The following is a 24,647-nucleotide window of genomic DNA, read 5'->3' as shown; positions in this document are numbered from 1 at the left end:
GTCGTTGATCATGCATACGCTCGCGCGATGCGTGCCGCGCTTCAGGAAGTCCTGCTGCTCCAGAGAAACTACGCGCCGCGGAACTCCGAGGCGATGGCCCGCCGCGGCCACCTCATCCACAAGGACATCGCCGATCAGCTCAAGGCGCGGTTGGGCGCGTTGTCCAGCGATCCCGAAGTGCACTTCGACGACCTCCGCGTCCAGGCGAGCAACGCGACCGGTCTGTACAGCGAGATCCCGTGGGTACGCGTCCACCCCGCAGCCAAGTCGCCCTCCGCCACCGTCGGCTGGTACGTCGTCTACCTGTTCGACTCGCCTGGCGAGACCGTCTACCTCTGCCTGATGCAGGGCACGAGCCGTTGGCAGAACAACGCGTTCAAGACCCGGCCGGTCCACGAACTGCACGAGCGCGTCGCCTGGGCACGCACCGCGGTGGCCGACCAGCTGAAGTTACGTGCTGACCTCGTCCACGACATCCACCTCAAGGCCCGCGGTCGCAAGCTCGCTCCCGGCTACGAAGCCGGCACGGTGGCCGCGTTCGCCTACCCCGTCGACGCCATTCCGTCCGACCAGGTGCTCGCGGCGGACCTGCGCTTCCTCGTCGCCACCCTGTCCACCCTGTACACCGCACTGGAGCAAGCCCCGGACGTGCCGGGGGAACCGGCGCCGGAGATCGCGGAGGTCGTCGAGGCGAGCCACCGCGCGGCAGGTCGCCGGACCAGCAGGGGCCAGGGTCGTCGGCTCAGCGTGGAGGAACGAACGGCGATCGAGCGCCGGGCCGTCGACGTGGCCACCGCCCACCTCGAGGAAAAGGGCTACCGGGTCAAGGACGTCGGCGCCACCCAGCCGTACGACCTCGACGCCACCAGGCAGGACGAGCACCTGCACGTGGAGGTGAAGGGCACGACCTCCTCGGGCGTCGAGGTGGTGCTGACCCAGGGAGAGGTGCTGCTGAACAGGGAGAAGTACCCCGACACCGCCCTCATGGTGGTGCGCTCGATCCGGCTGGAGCACGTCGACGGCGGCGTGACGGCCTCCGGTGGCGAGCTCCACGTGACCCACCCGTGGGCCATCGACGACGCCGACCTGACCCCCATCTCCCACCGCTACGTCGTCCCCGGCTGATCAAGCCCTGCTCTGCACGAGCTCACGCAGCTCGGCCGGGCTCAGCCACCGACTCCCGCGGTGGATCATCCGATGGCAGTTCGCGCACAGCACCGCCAGATCCCGCAACCGCGTTGTCGTCGGTCCTGACACGTGCAGCGGTGTCACGTGGTGCACTTCGGCGTAGTGGCGGCCTCGGTCGCCATAGGTGCGTTCGAAGTCGAAGCCGCAGACCTCGCACTCCAGACACCCGTGCTGTTTGAGCGTCGCTTCGACCTTATTGCGCCGCAGCTTCGGGTCGCGCTCCCGAGCGAAGTGCCGCCGCAGCAGCAGCCGTCCTTCACGAGTGGCTTCCTCTTCGTCGATGTCGGGAACCACCGACAGGTCGGTGAGTTCACCCGTCCGCAACCCGGCCCGGATGGCCTCCGCCTCGGCCTGCATCTCCTCGGGCCGGTCGAGGAAGGCCTGGAGCACCTCCTGATCGAGTTTGCCGCCCTTCTTCTTCTCGCCGTGGTAGCTGGAGAGCAGCGTCTCGATGTCATACGTCTTGTGCTGCACCGAGTTGGTGTTGCGGAAGTTCGGTTGCCGCCACTCCACCGGGTACAGCGGCAGCTTCCGCAGGAGGTCGGACAGCTCCTTCGCCCTTTCGTCCGTGGCTCGCACGTGCTTCCAGCCGTTGCGCACCACGAGGTCGCACGCGAGGACGAGCTCAGCCTCCAACCAGCTGAGCTGGCGCGGCTTCGGCTCCTCCCGCACCTGGAAGCCGAGACCCTCCAACACCTGCACCACGGTGTTCAGCCCACCGGAGAACTCCGCCGGCCCGAGCACCTCGTGCCCCGGCAGGTACCCGTGCGCCACGCCCACGATCGCCTTCGAGTCGTACTCACGGTCCTCGTGCACCAACACGTAGGTGCGAGCCGCCCCGAAGCCGTAGGTCTCCCGGAACCGGTGCTGGCCCATCCGGTCGTGCTCGGCGATCGCCTCGAGAACGGCTTCGGCGGTGATGTCCCTGATGCTCACGGTGCGAGCGTAGAGAAACCGGCAAGCAGATTGATCCGTCATGCGCCCACACCGGGCCGCACCTCGAACGACTCCGCCGGCAGGCTCTCGGGACTCTCGTAGAACGGACTGACAGGACACCGCCTAGGCTGACCCGGTGATCTCCGGCCCGGTCATGTCCGGCTGGCGGCACCCCGCCCGCCTCGTCGTCCTCGCCTTCCTGGCCGCCACCGCCGTCGGGACGGTCCTGTTCCTGCTCCCCGTCGCCGCCGAGCCCGGCCGCACGACCTCGCCGCTGACCGCCCTGTTCACCGCGGTCTCCGGCATCACCGGCACGGGCCTGGCCGTGGTCGACACGGAGTCGCACTGGTCCACGTTCGGCGAGGTCACGCTGCTGGTGCTGTGCCAGGTCGGCGGCTTCGGCATCATGACCATGGCCTCGGTGCTGGCGTTGCTCGTGTCGCACCGGCTGGGGCTGCACATGCAGCTCACGGTGAAGACCGAGACGAACACGCTCAACCTCGGCCACGTCCGCCGGGTCATCGCGGGTGTGATCACGATCAGCCTGGTGGTCGAGGCGATCGGCGCGGTCGTGCTCGGCCTGCGGTTCTGGCTCGGCTACGGCATGTCGCCGCAGCGGGCCGCGTACGAGGGCGCGTTCCACTCGGTGTCGGCGTTCAACAGCGTCGGGCTCGCGCTCTACCCGGACAACCTCGTGCGGTTCGCGACGGACCCGTGGATCTGCCTCACGATCGTGGCGGTCGCCGTCACCGGCGGGCTCGGGTTCCCGGTGCTCTTCGAGGTCCTGCGCGGCCGGCGGCGGCGCCGGTGGTCGCTGCACACCAAGATCACCGTTCCCGTCTACCTCGGACTGATCGCGGCCGGCACGGCGGTGGTCCTGCTCGTCGAGTGGGGCAGGGCCGGCACGCTCGGGCCCTACGGCGTCGCCGACAAGCTGCTCATCGGCCTGTTCCACGGCGCCATGCCGGGCACCGCGGGGTTCAACACCATCGACATCGCCCAGCTGCAGCCGGCCACGATGCTGGTGCACGACGTGCTGATGTTCATCGGCGGCGGCAGCGCGGGCACGACGGGCGGCATCAAGGTCACCACGTTCGCCCTGCTCGCGTTCGTGCTGCTGGCCGAGGTGCGGGCCGAGCCGAGCGTGCACGTCATGGGCCGCAGGATCAGCGCGGAGGTCCAGCGCCAGGCCGTCACGGTCGCGCTGCTGGGCGTGGGCGTCGTGATCACGGCGACGCTGGTCCTGCTCGCCACCACCTCGTTCCGGCTCGACGACGTGCTGTTCGAGACGTCGTCGGCGTTCGGCGGGGTGGGCATGTCGACCGGGATCACGGCCGAGCTGCCGCCCGTGGCGCAGCTGGTGATCATCGTGCTGATGTTCGCCGGGCGGGTCGGGTCGATCACACTGGTGTCGGCGCTCGCGTTGCGCGAACGCCGGCGGCGCTACGAGCTACCCGAGGAGCGACCCATTGTCGGATAGGACATCCCGCGTCGTCGTGATCGGGCTGGGGCGGTTCGGCAGCTCGCTCGCGCTCGAGCTCGTCTCGCAGGGCGTCGAGGTCATGGCGGTCGACTCGGACGCCGCGCTGATCCAGCGGCACGCCGACAACCTCACCCACGCCGTCGTCGCCGACAGCACCGACGCCGAGGTCATGAGGCAGCTCGGGGTCGACGAGTTCGGGCGCGCGGTCGTGGGCATCGGCACGAACCTCGAAGCCAGCATCCTCACCGCCGCCGTCCTCGTGGACTTCGGCATCCCCACGATCTGGGCGAAGGCGATCAGCCACGAGCACCGCCGCATCCTCGAACGCATCGGCGTCCACCACGTCGTGCTGCCCGAGCACGAGATGGGGGAGCGGGTGGCGCACATGGTCACCGGGCGGATGCTCGACTTCATCGAGTTCGAGGACGACTACGCCATGGTCAAGCTGCGGCCGCCGCAGGACGTGGTCGGCCAGGCGCTGGGCAGGAGCAAGCTGCGGGCCAAGTACGACGTCACCGTCATCGGCGTCAAACGGGCAGGGGAGGGCTTCACCTACGCCACCGCCGAGACCGTGGTCCAGCCCGGCGACGTGCTCATCGTCGCCGGGAAGACCACGGACGTCGAACGGCTGGCCGACCAGGTCTGATCAGGACACCCGCGCCGCCGCGGCGGACGAGCCGGCCAGGCGGAACTCGACGGTCGCGGTGAGACCGGGCGACTCCAGCGCCTCCCGCAGCCGCGGCACGCCCTCGGAGTCGATGCGGCGCCGGATCTCCCGCAGGTCCGCGTCGGCGTGCGCGCGCACCACCAGGGCGAGCCGGGGCGCGGTGTGCGGACCGGTCAACGCGGCCTCCACCTTGCGCACACCTGGGTAGCCGCTGATCTCCTCGGTCAGCGGCGCCACCGCGACCCCGGTCGACATCCGCGTCGACCCGTCGTCACCGGACCAGCGCCACGTCGTCGCCGGCGTGCGGGGCACCTGCGCCACCAGCCACCGCGCGCACAGCAACCCGAGGACGACGGCCACCGCGGCGACCACCACGAGCACCCACGGCGGCGGCAGCTGCGTGCCCGGTACCAGCGGCGCCTGCGCGGACAGGCCGGGGAAGCGGCCGAAGTGAGCGGCACCCGCGGCACCGCCCGCGGCCAGCAGCACCAGGCCGCACAGGAAGAGCAGCACACGGTTCACGACGCACCCCTGGAAGCCTTGACCCGCACCACGACCCGCGGTGTGCGGGCGAGCTCGATCTCCGCCAGCCGGCGCCGCACCGACTCGCGCACGACGTCGGCGAGGCCCTCGGTGTTGGTGCGCCGGGTGTGCACGGAGGCCTTCACCCGGCTGCGCCCCACCGTGACGGCCGCCGACTCGACGCCGTCCACCCGCGCGGCGGCCCGCACCGCGTTGCGCAGGCCCCGGCGCGACACCGACGTGCGCTCGTCCAGCGGCGCCGTCCGCGACCGTCCCGGCACGACCGCCGCCAGCACCAGCAGCAACCCGGCCACGGCCGCCACGGCAGCCGCGACCAGCACCTCCCGCGCGTCCCACCGCGTCCCGTTCAGGTACTCGGCCACGGCCGGGTAGGACACGAGCGGCGGTTCGCCCAGCGCGAGCTGGACCGCGCACACGGCGACCAGCACGCACGCGGCGAGCAGCACCAGCGCGACCAGGACCGCCGGCAGCGACCGGCGTGACCGGCGGGTCATCGCACCCTCCCGCTCACCTCGGCCGCCGTCCGCAGCACCGCCACCGACACGTCCACGACGGACACCGCCAGACCGGTGAGCAGCTCAACCCGTTCGGCCAGGTGCGCGCGGACGGCAGCGGTCGTCGCCGGCACCGGTGCGGGGTAGTGCAGGTCGAGCCGCACGTCGAGCGCGGCCACCCCGCCGGTCACGTGCGCGCTGGCGGTGGCACCGGCGACACCGGTCACCTCGTGCGCGGCACGGGTCGCGATCCGGCCGACCGCGCGCTCGGCCACCGTCGTGAGGCCGCGCTGCGGCGCGGCGAGCGTGGTCGTCATCGGCTCAGTCCCTGTCCCTGCCGAGCAGCTGCGCCAGGTCGAGCTTGCCCTCGGCCACGCGGCCGGCGACCAGGCCGAGCGCGCCGAACACCAGCACGAGCAGGAAGGCGCTGAAGCCGCCGAACGCCGCCGCGAGGCCCAGAGCCAGCCCCGTCAGCAGTCCCAGTGCGGTCGTGCTCACTGCCATTCTCCTTTGCCACGAAGGGAAACCCGCCGCCCCGCCCCCGACGGAGAGGCGGCGGGCCTGGCTCACTGGACCCGGCCGGTGCCGGTCTCGGGCTCCGTGCCGTCGTCCTCGGCCGGCATGTGCACGTCGTTGACGTTGATGTTGACCTCGACCACGTCGAGGCCGGTGATCTGCTCGATCGCGGCGATCACGTTGCCGCGCACCGACTTCGCGAGGTCCGCGATCGGCACGCCGTAGTCGACGACGAGCTCCAGGTCCACGGCGGCCTGCCGCTCGCCGACCTCGACGGACACGCCCTGGCCGGCGCTGGCCGTGGCACCCGGGATCCGCTCGCGCAGCGCGCTCAACGCCCGCGTGGCACCGCCGCCGAGCGCGTGCACGCCCTTGATCTCCCGCGCCGCGAGGCCCGCGACCTTCTGCACCACCACTTCCGAGATGGTGGTCGAGCCCCGGTCACTGGAGAGCCTGCCGGCCGGGGCGAGCGCCGTGCTGTTCTTCTCCGAGGTCTGCGTGGTCATCGTCATTCCTTCCTCCGAAGCACCGTCGACACCTTGTACGACAACGTCATCCGGACATCGTCACGGCCTGATCGGGTGATCGGGGCCACCCGGTGCGAGCGCGTCTCCGTCCACATCGGTCACAACGAGGCGCAGCCGCGCCGACTCCCACCGCGTGCCGGTGAGAACCGCGCGCAGCACGACCCCCGCCTCGGCCAGCAGCGCGGGCAGCGGCAGCCGCGTCGCCACGACCCGCACGCACACCAGGTCGTCGGCCACGTCCACCGCGAGCCCGTCGACGTCCCACGGCACGCGCACCGACAGCACCGGAGTCGACGGCCGCAGCCCGTCGACCTTGCGCAGCGCCTTGAGCAGTTCCTCCGCGATCAGCACGCGACGTCCACCACCGTCACCAGGACCGAGGCCACCTCGACACCGGTGAGCCGCGGCACCGCCGCGCGCACCGACCGCTGCACCGCCCGCGCCACCGCGGCGGCCTGGTCCTCACCCGAGATCACCACGTCCACCTCCAGCAGCACCGCCGCGTCCGCGTACCGCACCCGGACGCCTTCGACCGGCGCCGGGGTGAGCCCCTTCACCTGCTGGCGGGCACTGCGGACGACGGAGCCGACGAGCCCCGCCACCCCCGGCTGCACCCGCACCCCCGGCACGCGTTCGGCCGCGTGCACCGCCACCGCGGCCACCACCGGTGCCGCCACGACCGTTTCGAGAACTTCGAGCACCCCGCTCACCCTTCGAGCACGTCGGACACGACGAGGTCCAGCCGCGCGAGCCGCACGCCGATGCGCGCCGTGGCCGCCGCGATCACCCGTTCCCGCACCACGTCGAACGTCTGCGCGGAGGTGTGCCCGGCCACGATCGCGATGCCGAGCTCCACCTCGATCACCGGGTCGGACTCGCTCGACTCCACCGCCTCGCGGACGCGGCACCCGCGGGCGCGCACGCCGTCGACGCCGTCCGCCGCGAACCGCAGCACCGCCGCGATGGCCTGGGTGCTGATCCGCGCCGGGTCGGCCCCCGCGCTCGGCAACGGCAGCACCTCACCGCGCCGCGCGTCCGCCCGCACCGCCGACATCACCCTGCTGACCAGGTCGGACGGTGGCTCGACGCGGTCGCGCGCCATCTCCTCCGTCGCCGCCCGCAGCACCAGCAGGCTCTCCCGCACCGCCGAGCAGTGCGGGCAGCGGCGCGTGTGCTCGTCGGCGACCTCGATCGCCTCCCAGACCTGCTCCACGTCCCGCCCGCACGGCAGGGCGTAGTCCGCCGTCACCTCCACGGCGCCATCACCTCCGCCAGTTGTGCCCGCGCACGCGCGAGCCTTCCGCGCACCGCCTGCTGCGTGGTGCCGATGGCCTCGGCGATCTCGTCGTACGACCGCCCGTGCACCTCCCGCAGCACCCAGCACGCGCGCTGTTCCGGAGTCAGCCCGCGCAACGCCACGGCCAACGCGTCCATCTGCGCGCTCACCTCCACCGCCCGGTCGGGCCGCTCCCGCGGCGCCGCCGACGGCTGCTCGTCGAGTTCCACGTCGGCCACCGGCCTGCGCTGCCGCAGCACGTTCAAACACCTGTTGGTGGCCGTGCGGTAGAGCCAGCCGACGAACGCGCCGTCGTCCTTGAGCTGCCCGAGCCTGCGCCACGCGGTGAGGAACACGTCCTGCACCACGTCCTCCGCATCACCCGCGCTGCCCACCACCCGCAACGCCAGCCGGTACATCTGCCCCTGGTAGCGGCGCACCAGCAGCTCGTAGGCGCGCATGTCGCCGTCCCGGGACCGCGCCACCAGCGTGGCATCGTCGAGTGCGGCGGCGGCCTCGACGCTCATGGCTGCTCCCACCTGTTCGTCCGTGTCACTCCCTAGGACACCTTCGGCCGTGAAACGTCACGCGGTTCTCCCACCGCAGGTAAACCACCGGTTCGTGCTACAGGCGGGCCCCACGACACCATGGACCCGCGCCCGGCTGTCACCGCGGCGGCCGGCTGCTGTGTCGTGGGAGGTACGGGTGAGTGAACGGTTCCGCGTCGTCGAGGCCCGGGTGCTGCGGTTCGCGCCGCTGGTGCTCGGGCTGTCGCTGGCGGGCTACGCCTGGCGGCTGACGTTCCCCGCGAGCTGGGGGATGATCGACCTCAGGGTGTACTGGAGCCTCGCGCCGAACGTGCTGACCGACCGGCTGTACGCGCTCACCATGCCGTTCACGGCGGACTTCCCGCTGCCGTTCACCTACCCGCCGTTCGGGGCGGTGGTGTTCCTGCCGCTGTCGGCGCTGCCGTGGCTCGCGGCACGGGTCGTCTGGCAGCTGCTGTCGCTGCTGTGCCTGTGGTGGATCGTGCGCACGACGTTGCGCCTGCTGTCCGCGAAGACCACCCACGACCCGCGGCGCGCGCTGCTGTGGACGGGGCTCGCACTGTGGTGTGAGCCGGTGCGCAAGACCCTCGACTTCGGGCAGATCAACCTCGTGCTGGTCGCCTTCGTGTTCGCCGCGATGGTCGCCGCGCGGAGCTCGGTGGCCGGCCTGGGCGTCGGGATCGGCGCCGGGCTCAAGCTGACACCCGCGATCTCCGGGCTGTACTTCCTGGTCACCCGCCGGTGGGCGGCCGCGGCCTGGTCGTTCGCGGGCTTCGCGCTGACCGTGGCCGCCGGGTTCGCCGTGTCCGCGGCCGACTCGTGGCGCTACTGGTTCGAGCTGCTCGGCGCGGCCGACCGCGTGGGCCCGGTGGGGTCCGCGATCAACCAGTCGCTGCGCGGCGCCCTGTCCCGCTCGCTCGGCCACGACGTCGGGATGTCCTGGCCGTGGCTGCTCGCGGTGGCCGCGTCCGCGGTACTGACCGGTCTCGCGCTGCGCTCGGCCGTGCGCGCGTCGGACACCTTGGCCGCGGTGCTCGCCGTGCAGCTGTTCGGCCTGCTGGTCTCGCCGATCTCGTGGAGCCACCACTGGCTGTGGGCGATCCCGGTGGTGCTGTGGCTCGTGCACGGCGTCACCGGCCGCGCAGCCTGGTGGCTCGCCGGCGCGTGGGTCGTCGTGACCGGCTCGGACGTCATCACGTTCCTGATCGACCAGCAGCCGTCGATCTGGGAGGTCCCGCGGCCCTGGCCGCTGGCCGCGCTCGGCTGGGCGTACCCCGCGCTCGGCCTGCTGACCCTCGCCGCGACCCCAGCCCTGGTCGCGACGGCGGTCAAACCCGAACGGGTATGCCGACGGTCACCGCAAAAGACGAATGATCTCGGGGTGACGTGAGAACTACCAGTTCACCCTCTGGTGACCCGCTGAGCCGACACCCGGCCGGTACCCCCACCGGCCGGGCGTCCCCGCACCCGCCCGCCGTAACGACCGGTGAGGGCCCGGCGATCTCCCGGCATGATCACGGGAAGCGTGGAGTCGCCGTTCCGCCATCTGGTGCCGCTGGGAGCCGAGAACAGGTGGAGCGACCTGATCGCGACGCTGATCGAGCTGGACCCGAAGCCCGTGGCTGCTCTTCTGGGCCTGGGCGACTCACCGCAGCGGGTCTCCGTCCACCGCGAAGCGCGAGCAGGTCACCGCGACCGGGTCGACCTGCTCGTGACCGTGGAGGGCGAGCAGCGTTGCGTCGCGGAGGCGAAAGTCCTCTCCGGTCTGGGTTCCAGGCAACTGCAGCGCTACCGCGACGCCTTCCCGGACGTCGCCCACCACGTGCTGATCTCCCCTGAGCGCCTTCCCCTCGACGCTCCGCGTTCCAGCGGATGGCGTTCGGTGTACTGGGAGGACCTCCTGCGGGCTCTCACGGGCAGCGACAACCCCTGGGTGGCGCACACCGCGTCGGACTGGCTTTCATGCGCAGAGCAGGCGGTGCCGCAGCTGTGCCCGGACACCCGCTGGAACGACCTGGAACCCGGCGAGGCCTTCGTCATCGCCCTGCGAGCCCGGATGGCGTGGGTCCACCGCCGGCTGCGACCACCTCCCGGGGTCGACCACGACCTGGTGAGCTCGTCAGCCGGGCAGAGCTGGGTCGCACGGCTCCACACGCCCGCCCGGAAGGCGGGTTACCTGGTGTTCGCCGAGGCAGAGGAACGGCTCAGCGTCCGCTCCTACCCCAAATACGCGGGGGATCCCAACTGGGGAAGTCCCATGGGGCCGTCCGTGAAGGTCTGCCTCATGCAGACCGACGTGCGGACGTCGGCGGGCTTCGACTGGGCCTACCTGCACGCGCTCTGGCCGGTGATGGAGGCCTTCCGGCAGGACTGGGTCACCTCGCCGGCCAAGCCCAAGGCCGCTCACGACCGCGCCGCCTGGGAACGGATGGTCGCCGCCGGCGGACCGCGCCACCTCGGCATCGGCTTCGGGGAGAACCAGGCGAAGCAACGCGGTCAGTGCATGTTCGGCGCCCGGTTCCAGCTCCGAGCCGATGCGACGCTGGCGGAGATCGCCGCGGAGCTCAACGCCACGACGCGGCTCCTGCTCGACCTTGCCGCGGTCCCGTACGTCGACGGCGCGCGCCAGCTGACCTCTGACGCGGTGCGAGGAAGTCGTTGACGTGCGCTGAAGACCGCGGTTGCGATCGGGTGTCACCATGAAACTGCGGGAGGTTCGAGGTCGAACCTCCCGCGAGCAGGAACTCAGCGGCTGTCGCCGGTGCCCCCGCCCTGGCTGAGGCGGATGGAGGACGGCTTCGTGTTCGACATGTCTCTCTCTTTTCTGGACGTCGTGGTCACACGGGCCACGAGGTGATGGACCTGTCCACCGGGACTGGCCGGCAGACCGGGGGCGCGCCCAGGTCGGGTAGGCGCATCACACGACTGCAGGTCGTGCGAAGAACGGCGGCCGCGCGGTGCGGCATTGAGGTGATGCGGTCGACGGCCGCCTGTGCGGTCGCCGTTGGGGTGAGTTCGTCGATCTGGTCGCGCAGTGGTTGTGACGGGTTCAGCACTGGAATCGCGGTGGTCGACGACGGCGTGGGCAGGGCAAGGGCGACCGGCTTGCCCACCGCCGCCGCGTAGGTCGTCACGGGGCCGTGGTCGCCGATCACCTGGTCGGCGGCCACCAGGGGAATTCGCCAGTCGACATCGGGCGGAATCATCACGAGACCGGCCCGCCGAACGCCCGACGTCCAGGACAGGACCTGGCGGTGGCCGTGCACGTCCCACACGTCCGGATGCAGGTGGCAGACCACGAGGTGACCGGGCAGTTCCGCGACGACCCGGTCGAGCAACCCCGGAGACCGCCCGAACAGCGATTGCGGCCCGCGTCCTGAACTCACCAGCACCACTCGCCCGGCCGTCCCGGCGCCGAGTGCGGTCCGGTAGCGCGTGCGGTGCGACAGACTCGCCACCAGCCGGTCGTAGCCCATGTCTCCCACCACGACGGTGTGCCGGGAGGTGCCAGGCCACCGATCGCGCAACAACCGGTGCTGCTCGCGGCGCGCAAGCGCGATCACGGACAAAGGGTGCGCGGTGCCGCAAGGTCGTCTCAGGGCTTGCTTGATGCCGTCGAGACCGTCGTACCCGGGCACTTCGGGGAACGCGCCGCGCGCCGCCGCGTCCGGCAGCAGCAGGACCGGACCGCCGCCGAGGTCGCCGACTCGTCGGCTCGATGCCGCCACGACGAGGTCGAACCGCTCGTCGGCCGCGTCGCGCCACGGGATGGTCAGTGCGGCCTCCTTGCGCAAGAACTCCTCGACTCCGCAGCCGACGGCGTCCGGCGGACTCGTGAAGACCACCTGCACCTCCGGCTGGCTCTCGATTACCGAGAGCGCGTCCAGCACCCGCCGGCCCGAGGCCATCGTGTGCACGACCGCGAGGACCACCCGCCGCACCGCACGTGTCCGTTCGACGGGTGCTCGTGTCCAGTTCCTCGTCGCCATCCGACCTCCCGTTCTCCTGTTCGACCAGGACGGCGGAAGCATCTCCGGCGAACGTGTGCCGATCGTGTGGAAGTCGTGTGGAAAAGCGGTTTCGAAGCGCGGGTCTGCTTCACTGGCGGTGATGGAGGACAACGGCATCCACGTTCAGGTCCTAGGTCCGGTGGCGCTGTTCAAAGGCGGTGTCGAACAGCCGCTGACGGACCGCACCCGTGCCTTGTTGGCGGCGCTCGCGCTCGCTTCCCAGTGCACCGTGGATCGACAACGGCTGACCGAACTGCTCGGCGGTTCTCCGGGTTCACTGGCGCCGGCGACCATCCGGAACTACGTCCGCGACCTGCGGAAGCTCGTCGGAGACCAGGTGCTGCCGGAGGAACGCGGCCCGGTGCGCTTGATCCTCGACCACGAGCGCATCGACTACTGGCGGTTCAGGAAGCTGTTCGACCGAGCACGCGCATCCGAGGGTGAAGGACGGCTACACGCGTTGCGCGAGGCCGTCACCCTGTGGCGACCCGGCGATCCACTGTCCAACGTCGGGCAGGCGCATCTCCAGGATCTGTCCGTGGACCTGACGAACCGGCACCGCAGGGCGTGTTTGGAGCTCATCACCGTGAACCTGGGCTGCGTCCTGGTGGATGAGGCCGCGACGGTCGCACGCGAGGCGATGCGACGGTGGCCGCGTGACGTCGAGGTCTTCGAGGCCTTGGTGCGGGCACTTGTGCACCTGGGCGAAGACGGCGAAATCGAGCAGGCCGCGGCCGAGTTCGCCAGGTGCCGACGCAAGGCTGCGGAGATGATGCCGGCCAGCCTCACCTCCCTGGTGAGGAAAGCCGTCGCGGACGCCCGTGCCGCGTCCCAGGTCGCTTTGCCCGGTCCACTCAGGCCGAACCAGTTGCCGCGGGCCGTCGAGGTCCTGCACGGCCGGGAGCACGAGCTGGCACAACTGGACCGGCTGCTCGCCGGTAGGGTCCAGGTCGTCGCGGTCGTCGGCCCGGCGGGCGTCGGGAAGACCCAGTTGGTCCTGTGGTGGGCGCACCGCTCACTCGGCGCCTTCCCGGACGGTGTGCTCCACGGCGACCTGCGCGGGTTCGACGAGCACGATCCCGTGCCGGCCGATCGCCTGCTCAGGTCATTCGTCCGGGCGCTCGGCGCCACCCCGGCCGACGACCTCGTCGGCCAGTACCGCAGCCTGCTGGCCGACCGGGCAGTCCTCGTGGTCCTCGACAACGCGTTCGACCACGCCCAGGTCGAACCGCTGTTGCCCGCCGGACCGCGGTGCGCCGCCGTCATCACCAGCCGGCGGCGGATGCCGGGGATCGGCTTCGCCGGAAGCGGCAAGGAGGTCTCAGTGGAGAGGTTGACGGTACGAGCAGGGTTCGCGATGTTGCGCGACCTGATCGACGACAGGCGAGTCGACGACGAGTGGCTCGCGGCCGAGGAACTGGTCGTCGTGTGCGGCGGGTTGCCCTTGTCGATCTCGATCGTCGCTGCCCGCGCCCAGCAGCGCAAGACGTACCGCCTGAACACGATCCTCAAGGAACTCCACGACACGTCCGCACTGCTCGACGCACCCGTACCGAAGACCCGGTCGATCAGGCTGGAGACGGTGATCACGTGGTCGTACCGGGCTCTGTCGTCGGCCGCGACCGATGTGTTCCACCTGCTCGGTGTGCACCCCGGACCGATCGTCGATGCGGCCGCGCTGAGTTTCCTGACCGGCCTGACGCCGGTCGAGCTCAGGACGCGGATGGACGAGCTGACGGAGAGCCACCTCGCCGACGAGGTCGAGGAGAACCGGTTCGCACTGCACGACGAGCTGCGTCTCTTCGCCGCGCGCCAGGCCGAGTCGGAGTTGACCGGCACGGCCCTGGGCATCGCGCGGACTCGAGTGCTCGATCACCTCTTCTGGGTGGGGAGAGCTGCTGACCTGGCGCTCGAATCGGAACGCGAGTTCCCCGACACGGCACCACCGCCGGCCCTTGAGGTGCCGGCGTTCTCCAAGGAAGAGGCCATGGCGTGGTTCGACGCTGAATACGGTGTGTTCACGTCGGTGCTGAAACACCCCGCCTATCGGAACTACCAGTCCTACCAGTGGAGGCTCGCACTCGTCCTCGTCCTCTACCAGCGCCAGCGCGGCCATTGGCAGGAGTCGGAGAAGTTCCTGTCCGACGCGATGGAGACGGCTGCCGGCACCACCGGACCCCGTTACCGGGCAGCGGTGCACCGGCAACTCGGTGCGACCCGCCGCAAGTTGAACGACCTGAACCGTGCGATGGCCGTTGTCCACGAGTCGATCGCGCTGGAGCGGGAAGCCGGCAACGTCGTCGGCGAGGCGCACAGTCACCAGATCCTCGGTGCAATCCATGAAAGCCGCAAGGACATGGGCGCCGCGGCTGAGCACTACAGCGCCGCGCTCCGAACCTACGAGGCCGTCGGTGATCGCCGAGGCATCGCCTACGCGGCAGCGGGTATGGCCGGAGTGCTCTTGGAGACCGGGCACCCTGATCGGGCGCTTTCCTTCGCGCAGCGCGCGGTGCAGACCGCCGGCGACGGGTACGGGCTGGCCGCGGCGCGGCGAACGGTCGCGAGTTGTCACCTCGAACTCGGCCACTCCGCCGAAGCCGTCACCCCGGCGGCGCAGGCCGCCGACGAGTACCGCCGCACCGGCGCCTTCCTGAACGAGGCTCGAGTCCGCGAAGTGCTCGGCCATGCACTTGCCGGGACCGGCGATCCGGCTGCCGCGCGGGAGGCCTGGCAACGGGCACAAGAGCTGTTGGAGGGGCCGCTGGAGGAGTTCGTCAAGTCGTCACCCGGCGACAAGGACCTTCTCGCCAGGCTGCGTCAGCTCACGACTCCTTGACCACCGACCAGCGGAAGGCGCAACGGGTTCGCGCGAAGCCACGCCTCGGGATCGGGATCGAGGGCCTGGGGATCCGGTGGGGAGTCAGGCGGTGGCAGAAGTCTGCTCAGGTGCCGCACCGCTTCTGCCATCGTGGCGAATCTCCGACCGAGGTCCCGGTCGATCATGCGCAGCACCACCGCCGCGAGATCGGGCCCGAGGCGGTGCAGCACCCTGGCCGGCACCTCGGCGGGCACCTCACCGACGTTCCAGTCGTCCTCTTCGAGGAACGGCAAGCGGTTCGCGACCATCTGGCACACCAGGCATCCCAGGGCGTAGACATCACTTTGGAACGTCAGTTCCTTGTGCCTCACCTGTTCATAGGGTGCGTAGCCGTGTGTTCCTCCGAACTTGTTCTCGGCGTCGATGTGCTTAGCGATCCCGAAGTCGAGCAGGTACACGCGACCACGTGGATCGACCTTGACGTTTTCGTCCTTGACGTCCCGGTGCACGAAACCACGGTGGTGCACCGCAACCAGGATCTCACCCAGCTGACAGGCGATCGCCACTGCTGCGCGCCGCTTGATCGACCTGTTGCGACTGATCAGTTCGGTGAGCGACACGCCCTCGATGATCTCCATGACCACATAGGACAGTTCATTGTGCACGCCGATCAAGTGCACGACGGGTGTGCCGTCCACGTCGTGCAGTTGTCGGCCGATGTCGCCCTCGATCGCTAGCTTCTGGCCGTTCTCGGCGTACCAGGTGTCGGATTGTAAAAACCTGGGCGGTAACACCTTGACCGCGACCTCGGTATCGCATTCGAGATCGAGCGCGCGGAACAAGCGCCCCATGCCGCCCTCTCCCAGCGGCTCGGTCAAGCGGAAACGATCACCGAGCACGGTGCCGACCTTCACCAATCCCCCTCACGTCAAACTCACCCGTGTCCGATAATCGAGCCTAACTCTGTCCTGTTACAAGGTTCACCCCAGCGGAGTAGCGCGTCTCTGACATGATTCCGGCCGACGGGGGAGGAGAACGCGTGGATCGCTGGCACCTGCCGGACGGAATTTCGGGTAGTCCACACAGAATCGTCGTCTCGGTCGCGAGCGTCGGTTCCATCGAATTCCGCTGTCCCATGTCGGAAGCGCTGAAAGCACGCCGCGGACTGCGTCCCACAAACGAAAGGCCGAAGCGCTCCAAGCTCAACGACTTTCCGCTCGGTCCGTTCATGGCGGCGCTCGACCTCGTCGAATTCGGCGGTGTCGAAGCGGCCGAGGCCGTGCGCAGGGCGCTCATTCCCACGCGTGGCCGGTACAACCACGACGGGATCGCGGAGTGGACGAGGCATGCGGTGGCGGGCTACCTCGAAGCATTCGGCGGTGACGAAGCAATGCCCGTCCGCATGCCGTGGCAGCAGGTCGTCAGGCTGGCTCAACCCGACCAGCGCGGCGTCCGGCACTACGAGATCAACGCGTGGGGCAGGAGGTACCGGACCGCTGACGGTGTCAACGAGCTGAGGATGATCGGCTTTCGCAACGGGAAGCGGGGTACGGGAGAGCTCGCCGTCGCGGGATTCGTGGCAACGAGCGGTGAGCCCGCGCCCGAACGGGTGCGGATCAGGGAGTTCTCCTGTCTGACCGGCGAGGCCGCCCTGGTGTACGACCGGACGCGCGCAGAGGTGCTCGAGCACTACCGGGAGCACGGCCGGGATGCGCTCAGGAACGCCGTCGACGGTGATGAGTACCGGCCGGGTGAGCCATGTGTGGAGTGCCGGTTCAGGGCGGTCTGCCCGGAACGGGTCGAGACCCCCGGCGTGCTCGGCATCGCGGACCGGAGCCGGCCGCGCCGCACGTGGTCCGTCACCAACGCCCGCAAGTACCGCGAGTGTCCGGCACGGGACCACCTGGGGCGGTTGCGACTTCCGAAAGCCGCGGCGGTCGAGCACGGTCCTGCCGCCGAACGGGGCCGTGCCGTCCACGCCTACGTCGAGCACCGCCACCGGTCTGGTGCCGGCTGCGTTCCCGATGTGCCCGACACCTGGCCGGACCGCGAGCTGCCTGCCCGTGAGATCGCGGCCGGCACGGCGATGCTGCGGCACCACGCGGAGGTGTGCCCGCTCTCGCTGGCGCCGTCGGAACTCCGCATGGAGCCTGTTCTCACGTTCGACGACACCGCCGCCGACGTGGTCGTGATCGCGAAACCCGACCTGCTCTACCGGGACGGTGACTCCCTGGTCTGGCGAGAGCTCAAGACCACTCGCTCGGACCCGGACCGGCTGTTCCGCACGCTGACGGAGATCCCGCAACTCGCCCTGGCCGTCGTGCTGCTCGGTCAGGGCGCGATTCGCGACGCCGGTCCCCATCCACGGGTAGAGCTCGAACTGCTCCACCCGGATGGCAACGACCTGCGCATCTACGACGTCCGGGATCCCGCTGTCCGCGCGGAGGCGGAGGCCGTGGTCACGTCGCTGGCCGCGCCGTGGCACGGTGACGACGAGTTCCCCGCACACCCCGGCCCAGGTTGTCGCACCTGCGAAGTGGTGCGGTGGTGCCCGGCCGGCCAGGCGGAGGTCGCTCCGTGACGGCGGACGACGACGTCGCGCTGGTGCACGCGGTCGCCCTGGCCGTGCTGGACCTCGACGAGGCGGATCCGGCGACCGGTTTCGCGACGCCCTACCCGGACCGCGCGCAGTCCGCACTGGACCAGCTCACCTTGACGTGCCTGTCCCGCGGTGCGCTCCCACCCCGCAGCCTGCCGGGCCTGGTCGGGTGGTGCGGGTCCCGGCCGCTGGCCGACTGGCCGTTGCGGCTACCGGACGAGGTCCTGGGTGGTGACGGGCTGCTGGTGGACGTCCGGCGGTCGCGTCCGACGGGGCTGTGCCGGGAATGGGCGGAGGACAGCGGTGCCGTGCGATCCGATCCGGTCCGGGACCACCTCAGTGTGACCGCCGAACCGGACCGGCATCTGGAGTGCCGGTTGTTCCTGGCCGAGCACCAGGTCGTGCCGGACGACGTGGTGACCGAGCTCGCCGGTGACCGGGCCACCCGCCGCACGTGGCGCCTGGTGCGCGGTCTCTACGGGCCTGTTCCCAGGGCGCTCGTCCGGCGCGGCGAGGTGGCCCGTTGCACCGCTTGTCACGCGCTGTCCGTGCCGCTGCCCGGCGGTGGCTGGGTCTGTGAACGCGAGACGTGCGCCGCAGCGGACCAGCCACCGGAGCTGCTACCCGCGACGGGAAGCCTGGTGCTCGCCGAGGCGGCGCGACGGACGATCGGTGGTGTCGGCCGGGTGGAGCAGGCCGTGGCCAAGCTGGCCCGGAACCATGACGCGGCGGTGACGTGCGAAGCCGAGGGGTTGCGGATCGACTGGCCTGAAGGCGGCCACAGGCTCGTGCTGACGTTCGACCACGGTGACCCGGCACTGCTGGCCCGCGCTGTAAACAGGTCGGCCTGGCGCGACCGCAGCCCTCTCGTGGTCGTACCGGGGGAGCGCCTGTGGTCGAGGTCCGGCTACCGGGTGATGTTCAGCAGTCTCCTGCCCGGTGCGCCGACGCTCGTGGCCGACTCGGAACTGGTGGACCTGGTCGGTGGTTCGGCGAAGCGGAACGAGGCGTGATGCGGAGTTCGAGACAGCTGTTCCACACCATGTCCGCCCCGCTGGCGGAGATCTACCGCATTCCTGGCGACGTCCTGCACAAGATGTTCACGACGGAGTTCGGGCTGTTCGTCGCCCAGACGGTGCTGCCCGGTGCGCCGGTCACCGAGGCGTGGCCGCTGTTCAGCGGCTTCCCGTTCGCGCGAGAACGCGGGATCAACGGCTTCGACGACGTGCTGCGGACCGCGCGGTACGAACTGTGGACCATGCGGAGCCCCGCCGCCTGGCAGTCCGCGCTCGCAGACTACGACGAGTTGGACGAGGAGCTGCGCGGCTATCAGAAGATCGACCTGAACCGGCCGCCCGCACGCCGGCCGGTGTCCACCGCACCGGAACGCTGGTCCGTCTACGAGCGGCTGCTCCGCGAAGCCGCGCCGTTCGCCGGCAGCGGCCTGAGAGTCGCCGGACCCGGTCCGCACACGTTCGTCGCCGGAGAGGAACTGAGGGCAGTGACGCTACCGGTACTCGACCTGCCGCCACCGGCAGGACATCGCCTGGACGATCCGCTGCGAGGGGAGGGCAAACCCCTCAAGATCGACAAGTCGGCGCTCCTCGCGACCGCACGTGACATGGACTCGACCGCCCACGCCGAGTGGGAAGGACGCCTCAGCCGGGTCTCCCTGCTGTCGCTGACGGGGGACCGCTTCGCGGAGAGCGAGACGATCGACCTCGACGGCCTCACCCACCTGCTCGGGATCGTCGGTGCGGGCAAGAGCACCCTGCGGGACGTTCTGACCGTTCACGCGGTCGTCGAGCTGGGGCTGCGCGTCACGCTTGTCGTCGGTGACGTCGCGGAAGCGTTGAAGCTGGTCGACCTGTTCGGCACCCACGGTGTCAGGGCCGCCCCGGTCATCGGTGCGGGGACGAGGGTGCGGCACGCCGAGCGGCTGCACCGCAGACTCGCCGGTCGCGGTGCACCCGGCGTTCTCGGGCACGTCGACGCGGGCTTCGACCACGTGGGCACGTCGTGCGCCCTTGCCGCACTCTGCGGCGACGACCAGCCACCGCCGCCCTACCGGCACGCCCCCTGCGCCAAGCTCCGTCCGAGAGGTGTGAAGGCCGGTGCCGACGCCCGCCGAGCGTGCCCGTTCTGGTCGGCCTGCCCGCGTCACCACTCCGCTCACGAGCTCGTCGCGGCGGACGTGTGGGTGGCGACGCCGCAAAGCCTGGTGAGCACGGCCGTGCCCTGGCCGCAGAACGCCGAACGGATCCGGTTCCTGGAGCTGGCGTGCCGGCGCAGCGACGTCGTCGTCGTGGACGAGGTCGACCGGGTGCAGATCACGCTCGACTCCCAGTTCGCGCCGGTGGACACGCTGGTAGGGCGCGGCGCCGTGTCGTGGCTCGACAAGGTCCACGCGCACAAGATCGGCCAGCTCGTCGACCGCGCTCGCATTCCGCTGTCGGACAACGACGTCCAGGCGTGGTCGGCGGCAGTCAACACCGCCTGCGCGGCCACGGACCGGATCTACGCGCTGCTGGTGCGCCACCACGACCTGAGGCAGTGGCTGCGAGAAGGGCACTTCAGCGCGTGGCTCCTGCACCGCAGGCTCGCAGCGGACCGCCACCCCCGTTCGGCGGGCTCCGCGCCGGATCCGCACGAGGCGGCCCGCGACGCGCTGCTCGGCGAACTCGACCGCTTCCGCGACAACCCGTTCGGCGAACGCCGCAGCTTCCCGCCGGCGAACCCGTCGCTCGTGCGGTTGACCAGTGAGCTGCTGCACGCGACGTCGTTGCGGCGCACCCGGCTGGAGCTGCGGGATGCTCTTGCCGAGCTGACCAGCCGCGACGGGGAAATCCCCAGCCAGGAGTGGCTGGACCGGTGGGTGATGCGGTTCGAGTTCACCCTGCTGCTCTCGGCGCTCGAACCGAAGCTGGCGTTGATGACCGTCATGTGGCCGCGCGTCGAGGCCGTGCTCAACCTGGACACCGCACTGGGCTTCCGGGTGCCGGACGACTACGGGCCGATGATTCCCGAACCGCCCATGGGTGATGTGATCGGCTTCCAGTTCCTGCCGGAGGGCAGGGACGACGGCGGTGTGGTGAGCGGCGAGCTGAGGTTCTTCCACTGCATCGGTGTCGGTCGCGACCTGCTCAAGGCCATGGCGGTTCTGCCGGAAGCCGACAACCGGCCTGGGCCGCACGTGGTGCTGCTGTCCGGCAGCAGTTGGGCGGGGTCGTCGAGCCGGTACCACCTGGACGTGCCGGTGCGGGCGCTGCTCGCGCCGGAGAGGGCGGAGATCGAACGGATCGCCTCGGAGAGCGACTTCCGCTTCGCGCCCGTGCGCAACGGCAAAATCCCTGTGCGCGTCTCCGGCACATCACTCGATGACCGGCCACGTGCGTTGAGCGGCATCGTCACGCGGCTCGCCCAAGCGCCGGACGGGCAGGTCAGCGTCCTCGAAGACGAGCTCGCGGACATCGCCGACGACTACCGGCGCCGCATCCTGCTGCTGGTCGGCAGCTACGAGGAGGCGGAGTTGGTGGCCGACCTCCTGCACGGCATGAAGCGGTGGCGGGACAAGGTGTTCCGGCTCGTCGCAGATGACGAGGAGATCATCGAGCCTGCGGAACACCAGGCACCGGTGCTGCGGCGTGGCGACGTCGACACGCTCGCGTTGACGCGCGCAGACCTCTTGATCGCGCCTCTGCTGGCGGTCGAACGCGGGCACAACATCCTCAACGAGCACCGGGTCGCCGCGATCGGCTCCGTGTTCTTCCTCGTCCGCCCCAGCCCGCGGCCCGACGACCTGGCCCTCGCCGTGCACGCGGTAAACGACTGGGCGTCCAGAGTTCGCCGGGACGGCCGGTTCCGGGCCATGACCGCTTCGGCAGGCTCGCTCGACGAGGCGGCCAGGGCGTTCCGGTCCGTGGCCCGCACGCAATGGCGCCGGGTGGTGGCCCGCAGCATGACGTGGCGGGACCTGGGTGACGACCGCGAGTCGGTCACCTGGGACCTGCTGGTCGTGATCTGGCAGGTGATCGGCCGCCTGGTACGAGGTGGGGTACCCGCGCGGGTCGTGTTCGTGGACGCGGCGTTCGCCCCAGAACTGGCGCACGGGCGGAAGGACACCGCGGAGACGAGCCTGCTCGTCTCCATGCATTCGGTGCTGGACCGCTACTGCTCCCCCAAGGCCGATACGGCGATCCCCGCACACGAACGGCAACTCGTGCGCGAGCTGTACGGGCCGCTGTGGACGGCGCTCGGCAGATGCCTGGCGAATGCGACGGAAGGCCTGCACAACACATGACGTCGACGGTTCGGCTCACCGCATACGACCTCGGCCGCGATCCGTGGTCGCACGACTTCAAAGTCATCGCCTTCGCCCGCGAGTGGCGTGCGGAGGTGATTCAGCGGTTCGCGAAGCAGTTCCCCCGCAAGGACCCGCGGTGGACAGCACCGATCAAGCAGTTCAACTCGTTGCTCCAGGGCGCCGTGCCGGACGTGCTCGCCGCTCCGGGCGTGGCGACCGATGACCAGATGCCGTGGCTCTACGCGGCTGACCACGTGCCGCACGACGCGATGATCCGTCTCACGAACGCATGGCTGACCCGCATCCTGTCCCGCCACGGCGATGCTGACGGAGAGGAGGTGGACGCCCTGCTCGACGCTCTAGAAGACGCCATGCCGGCGTGGAAGTCCACCTCCGTGGACCTGACCGAGACCACACTGACCAAGGGCGGTACGGCCAACCCCCATCGTCGGCTGTACCACCTGGTGCCCGAAGTGGTCGCGGCGCGGCTGGCCGCACGCACCTATCACCACGAGGGGACGGAGCTGTCGTTCCGGGTGGTGTCCTCGGCCCGGGGCACCGAGTTGGTGTCGTGGCCGCCCCAGTCGCACGTCAGCCGCGGCCGGGACTGGCGGCATTCCTTGCTGATCCGGGTCTCCCTGCACACCGTGCCGTTCTCGGACCTGCCCAGGGTGCACGTCACCTACGGCGTCCGCCGCTGGGTGACCGGTGAACCGGTGAAACTGGATCCCCAGCGCGGGGTGACCGCCTGCCTGCAGGTGCCCCTGCCGTGGACGATCCGCGACGGCGGAGTGCCGAGGCTGATCGCCAACGGTGTTCGTCACGATCCCCGGCTCGGCGCACCGGCATGGCGTGCCGACGGCCTGATGACGCTGCTGCCGGAGTACAGCTCCGCCTTCACGCTGCCCACCGCTGAGGAGCTGATCGACAACCCCACCGAGTGGGCGCTCGGCCGCAACGGTGTCTCGGTCTGGGTGGCCCATTCGACGTCGATGGGAGCCCACGCGGCGAAATCGGGACTCATGCCCGTCGAGCGACGTCACTTCGACGAATGGGTCGAGGAGTCGCTCACCGGAGTCCTCCGCCGCGCCACGGACCTGACCAAGGCGACGCTGCTCGGCAAACCCCAAGTGTGGCGCCGCGACAAGAACGACGAGGCGAAGGCGGCGAGCAAGGTGCTGAAGGGCCGCGCGCGACGGCTGGCCTGCGCTGCCGCGCTCGGCGGAGGCGCGTTGGACATCGACGTTCGCCACGAGAACGACCGGACCCGTGACGCCCTCGTCGTCGCGCTGTGCGACGTCCTCGACCTCGACCCGGCCTCCGCTCCACACTGGCGCACTCCCGAACTGGAGGTGCGGCTGGACGCGGCCACGTGGGAGGAGGTCGTGACGGATCTGCCGGTGTCCCGCTCCTGGGGCAGGGCACGCGCACGCGCGGTCGCGGCGGCGACCCGTGACCGCCGCGAAATGATCATCCGGCACTTCGGCGCACCACCCCTGGACGCGCCGATCCGCCTCGTCCTCGTGGAGCTGCGCGACGCGGACAAGTTCGGTCCCGGTCGCGATCCGAAGAGCGCGATCCGCCTAGGTTGCGCGGACGCACGCCGGGTGAGCCAGTTCATCACCACGGAGACGACAGCGCTCGCGGACAGAGCCCGCTCCTCGATCCTCGACGGCCTTCGCCAGCTCGGCGCCGTGCTGCCACCGGAGCACACCCTCGGCGCGGCGATCCCGCCGGACCTCCAGTACGTGGGCCTCTGGATGATCCGGAAGAACCACACCACGGCTCGCACCGCGCGGCGCGCCTTGGTGGCGGTGCGCATCCGTCCGGCCGAACACGGCCAGCGGGTCGAGGGCTGGAACGAACACCGCAAGAGCTGGGTGTCGTACCGCGAGCTGCTGCTGAGCCTGCACGGGGACGTCGATGCGGAACAGGACGGGGGCGCGTGGCTGTCGCTGGCGGAACAGCGTGCGGCAGCGGAACGCCGGATCAGGTCGCTGCTCTTCCAGATCCGCGGGACGCCGACGCTGCTGCTGGTGCAGGCGGGGAACTTGCGCCACTCGTGGCCGTGGCTCCTCAACAGCTCGATGGTGCCCGACTCACTCGGCTTCGGCTCTTGGCCGGCCCAGCGCACCGCTTTGTTCGGTCCCGACCTGCGGATTGTCGTGATCCGCGACAGCGGTGGGCGGGACGAGGTGCCGCAGTGGTATGCGCCGCGCGACGACGCGAGGTTCGCGGGCCACGCGAGCGGCATCTGGCACCCGTTCGACGCCGAGGCAGACAACCGCGTGTTCCAGAGCATCACCGAGGTCCCGGTCCAAGGTGCCGCACCCAACCAAGCGGTGAAGTACCGCGACGGCGTGGCGTCGAAAGGTGTCAACGTCCGAGGTTGGAACCCCGAGATCCGCGAACTCACCGTGCTCGCGAGCCGGATGACGACCACGGGCGAGCCCGAGGAACCGCGGACCTGGGCTGCGCTGGTGCACCAGCTCAGGTACGTCGACGACTACGTACCGCTCGCCGTGCCGCTCGCCCTGCATCTCGCGAAACGAGCAGAGGAATACGTGGTCGGCGAAAATCGGTAAAGGTGACCTGGAATTCGAACAAACGAGCGATTCTGCTACGACCTGGAATCGCGTCCACAATTTTTCCACTTTTTTGCGGAGGTTGGTCCAGCCGGGCGACATGTGTGCGTACACGTGACATCGCCGCTAGGGTCGACTGACGATCATCATCGGA

At 70.3% G+C, this 24,647-nt stretch carries 22 protein-coding genes; 10 read left to right on the top strand and 12 right to left on the bottom strand.

The annotated features are described in order from the left end of the window. Positions 1-27 precede the first annotated feature (27 nt). The gene (locus AB0A63_RS17655; protein WP_360391950.1) at positions 28-1,125 is read left to right on the top strand and encodes a DUF3578 domain-containing protein; all 1,098 of its coding nucleotides are present in this window, start codon (positions 28-30) and stop codon (positions 1,123-1,125) included. On the opposite strand, the gene AB0A63_RS17650 is transcribed toward AB0A63_RS17655, so the two are convergent. After that, positions 1,126-2,124, bottom strand: a complete 999-nt coding sequence (locus AB0A63_RS17650; RefSeq protein WP_360391947.1) for an HNH endonuclease — start codon at positions 2,122-2,124, stop codon at positions 1,126-1,128. A 136-nt stretch (positions 2,125-2,260) separates the two neighbouring features. On the opposite strand from AB0A63_RS17650, the gene AB0A63_RS17645 reads away from it, so the two are divergent. Further along, positions 2,261-3,604, top strand: a complete 1,344-nt coding sequence (locus tag AB0A63_RS17645) for a potassium transporter TrkG (protein WP_360391945.1) — start codon at positions 2,261-2,263, stop codon at positions 3,602-3,604. Next, complete coding sequence (locus AB0A63_RS17640) at positions 3,594-4,253, top strand: TrkA family potassium uptake protein (protein ID WP_360391942.1); 660 nt, start codon at positions 3,594-3,596, stop codon at positions 4,251-4,253. Before AB0A63_RS17645 ends, AB0A63_RS17640 begins: the two co-directional genes overlap by 11 nt. Here AB0A63_RS17640 and AB0A63_RS17635 read toward each other — a convergent pair whose 3' ends face one another. The 9 genes from AB0A63_RS17635 to AB0A63_RS17595 all read right to left on the bottom strand — a co-directional run bounded on the left by AB0A63_RS17635 (position 4,254) and on the right by AB0A63_RS17595 (position 8,157). Further along, positions 4,254-4,796, bottom strand: coding sequence for an alkaline shock response membrane anchor protein AmaP (locus AB0A63_RS17635; RefSeq protein WP_360391939.1), 543 nt, complete (start codon positions 4,794-4,796; stop codon positions 4,254-4,256). It lies immediately after the preceding gene. Next, positions 4,793-5,311 (bottom strand): DUF6286 domain-containing protein, encoded by a 519-nt coding sequence (locus AB0A63_RS17630; RefSeq protein ID WP_360391936.1) that lies wholly within the window; start codon positions 5,309-5,311, stop codon positions 4,793-4,795. The genes AB0A63_RS17635 and AB0A63_RS17630 overlap by 4 nt, the downstream gene beginning before the upstream one ends. Next, positions 5,308-5,628: an Asp23/Gls24 family envelope stress response protein gene (locus tag AB0A63_RS17625; RefSeq protein WP_360391933.1), complete on the bottom strand. Its 321-nt coding sequence runs from the start codon at positions 5,626-5,628 to the stop codon at positions 5,308-5,310. Before AB0A63_RS17625 ends, AB0A63_RS17630 begins: the two co-directional genes overlap by 4 nt. A gap of 4 nt (positions 5,629-5,632) precedes the next feature. Then, a complete protein-coding gene (locus AB0A63_RS17620; protein ID WP_093600157.1) occupies positions 5,633-5,809 on the bottom strand; it encodes a hypothetical protein in 177 nt (58 codons plus the stop codon). Positions 5,810-5,877: 68 nt separating this feature from the next. Beyond that, on the bottom strand, positions 5,878-6,339 hold the full coding sequence (locus tag AB0A63_RS17615) for an Asp23/Gls24 family envelope stress response protein (protein WP_360391931.1): 462 nt from the start codon (positions 6,337-6,339) through the stop codon (positions 5,878-5,880). A 54-nt stretch (positions 6,340-6,393) separates the two neighbouring features. Continuing rightward, complete coding sequence (locus AB0A63_RS17610) at positions 6,394-6,705, bottom strand: hypothetical protein (protein ID WP_360391928.1); 312 nt, start codon at positions 6,703-6,705, stop codon at positions 6,394-6,396. Then, the gene (locus tag AB0A63_RS17605) at positions 6,699-7,055 is read right to left on the bottom strand and encodes an Asp23/Gls24 family envelope stress response protein (protein WP_360391925.1); all 357 of its coding nucleotides are present in this window, start codon (positions 7,053-7,055) and stop codon (positions 6,699-6,701) included. The genes AB0A63_RS17610 and AB0A63_RS17605 overlap by 7 nt, the downstream gene beginning before the upstream one ends. 5 nt (positions 7,056-7,060) lie before the next feature. Continuing rightward, complete coding sequence (locus AB0A63_RS17600) at positions 7,061-7,609, bottom strand: Asp23/Gls24 family envelope stress response protein (protein WP_360391922.1); 549 nt, start codon at positions 7,607-7,609, stop codon at positions 7,061-7,063. Beyond that, positions 7,600-8,157 (bottom strand): sigma-70 family RNA polymerase sigma factor, encoded by a 558-nt coding sequence (locus AB0A63_RS17595; RefSeq protein ID WP_360391920.1) that lies wholly within the window; start codon positions 8,155-8,157, stop codon positions 7,600-7,602. The genes AB0A63_RS17600 and AB0A63_RS17595 overlap by 10 nt, the downstream gene beginning before the upstream one ends. 178 nt (positions 8,158-8,335) lie before the next feature. Between AB0A63_RS17595 and AB0A63_RS17590 the strand changes: the two genes are divergently transcribed. Then, on the top strand, positions 8,336-9,568 hold the full coding sequence (locus AB0A63_RS17590; RefSeq protein WP_360391917.1) for a mannosyltransferase: 1,233 nt from the start codon (positions 8,336-8,338) through the stop codon (positions 9,566-9,568). Positions 9,569-9,688: 120 nt separating this feature from the next. Beyond that, entirely contained in the window at positions 9,689-10,840 is a 1,152-nt protein-coding gene (locus tag AB0A63_RS17585) for a hypothetical protein (protein ID WP_360391914.1), read from the top strand. A gap of 175 nt (positions 10,841-11,015) precedes the next feature. Here the strand turns inward: AB0A63_RS17585 and AB0A63_RS17580 are convergent, their stop codons facing one another. Continuing rightward, positions 11,016-12,167 (bottom strand): hypothetical protein, encoded by a 1,152-nt coding sequence (locus AB0A63_RS17580; protein WP_360391911.1) that lies wholly within the window; start codon positions 12,165-12,167, stop codon positions 11,016-11,018. A 160-nt stretch (positions 12,168-12,327) separates the two neighbouring features. Here AB0A63_RS17580 and AB0A63_RS17575 point away from each other — a divergent pair, with 160 nt between their 5' ends. Beyond that, positions 12,328-15,024: a BTAD domain-containing putative transcriptional regulator gene (locus AB0A63_RS17575; protein WP_360391909.1), complete on the top strand. Its 2,697-nt coding sequence runs from the start codon at positions 12,328-12,330 to the stop codon at positions 15,022-15,024. Here the strand turns inward: AB0A63_RS17575 and AB0A63_RS17570 are convergent. Then, positions 15,006-15,920 (bottom strand): serine/threonine-protein kinase, encoded by a 915-nt coding sequence (locus tag AB0A63_RS17570; RefSeq protein ID WP_360391906.1) that lies wholly within the window; start codon positions 15,918-15,920, stop codon positions 15,006-15,008. The two genes, AB0A63_RS17575 and AB0A63_RS17570, sit on opposite strands and share 19 nt — an antisense overlap. A 314-nt stretch (positions 15,921-16,234) precedes the next feature. Here AB0A63_RS17570 and AB0A63_RS17565 point away from each other — a divergent pair, with 314 nt between their 5' ends. From AB0A63_RS17565 to AB0A63_RS17550, 4 genes are read left to right on the top strand one after another with little or no spacing between them, the layout of a single operon-like run. Next, entirely contained in the window at positions 16,235-17,587 is a 1,353-nt protein-coding gene (locus tag AB0A63_RS17565) for a PD-(D/E)XK nuclease family protein (protein ID WP_360391904.1), read from the top strand. Continuing rightward, positions 17,584-18,618, top strand: coding sequence for a hypothetical protein (locus tag AB0A63_RS17560; protein ID WP_360391901.1), 1,035 nt, complete (start codon positions 17,584-17,586; stop codon positions 18,616-18,618). The genes AB0A63_RS17565 and AB0A63_RS17560 overlap by 4 nt, the downstream gene beginning before the upstream one ends. Beyond that, complete coding sequence (locus tag AB0A63_RS17555) at positions 18,618-21,905, top strand: hypothetical protein (RefSeq protein ID WP_360391899.1); 3,288 nt, start codon at positions 18,618-18,620, stop codon at positions 21,903-21,905. The genes AB0A63_RS17560 and AB0A63_RS17555 overlap by 1 nt, the downstream gene beginning before the upstream one ends. Then, positions 21,902-24,493: a DUF3962 domain-containing protein gene (locus AB0A63_RS17550; RefSeq protein WP_360391897.1), complete on the top strand. Its 2,592-nt coding sequence runs from the start codon at positions 21,902-21,904 to the stop codon at positions 24,491-24,493. The genes AB0A63_RS17555 and AB0A63_RS17550 overlap by 4 nt, the downstream gene beginning before the upstream one ends. The last annotated feature ends 154 nt before the right edge of the window (positions 24,494-24,647 follow it).

The organism is Lentzea sp. NPDC042327 (genome assembly GCF_040647275.1).
Classification (GTDB): domain Bacteria; phylum Actinomycetota; class Actinomycetes; order Mycobacteriales; family Pseudonocardiaceae; genus Lentzea.
Note: the sequence above shows the minus strand (reverse complement) of the source record. Positions and strands in the feature narration are given on the sequence as shown.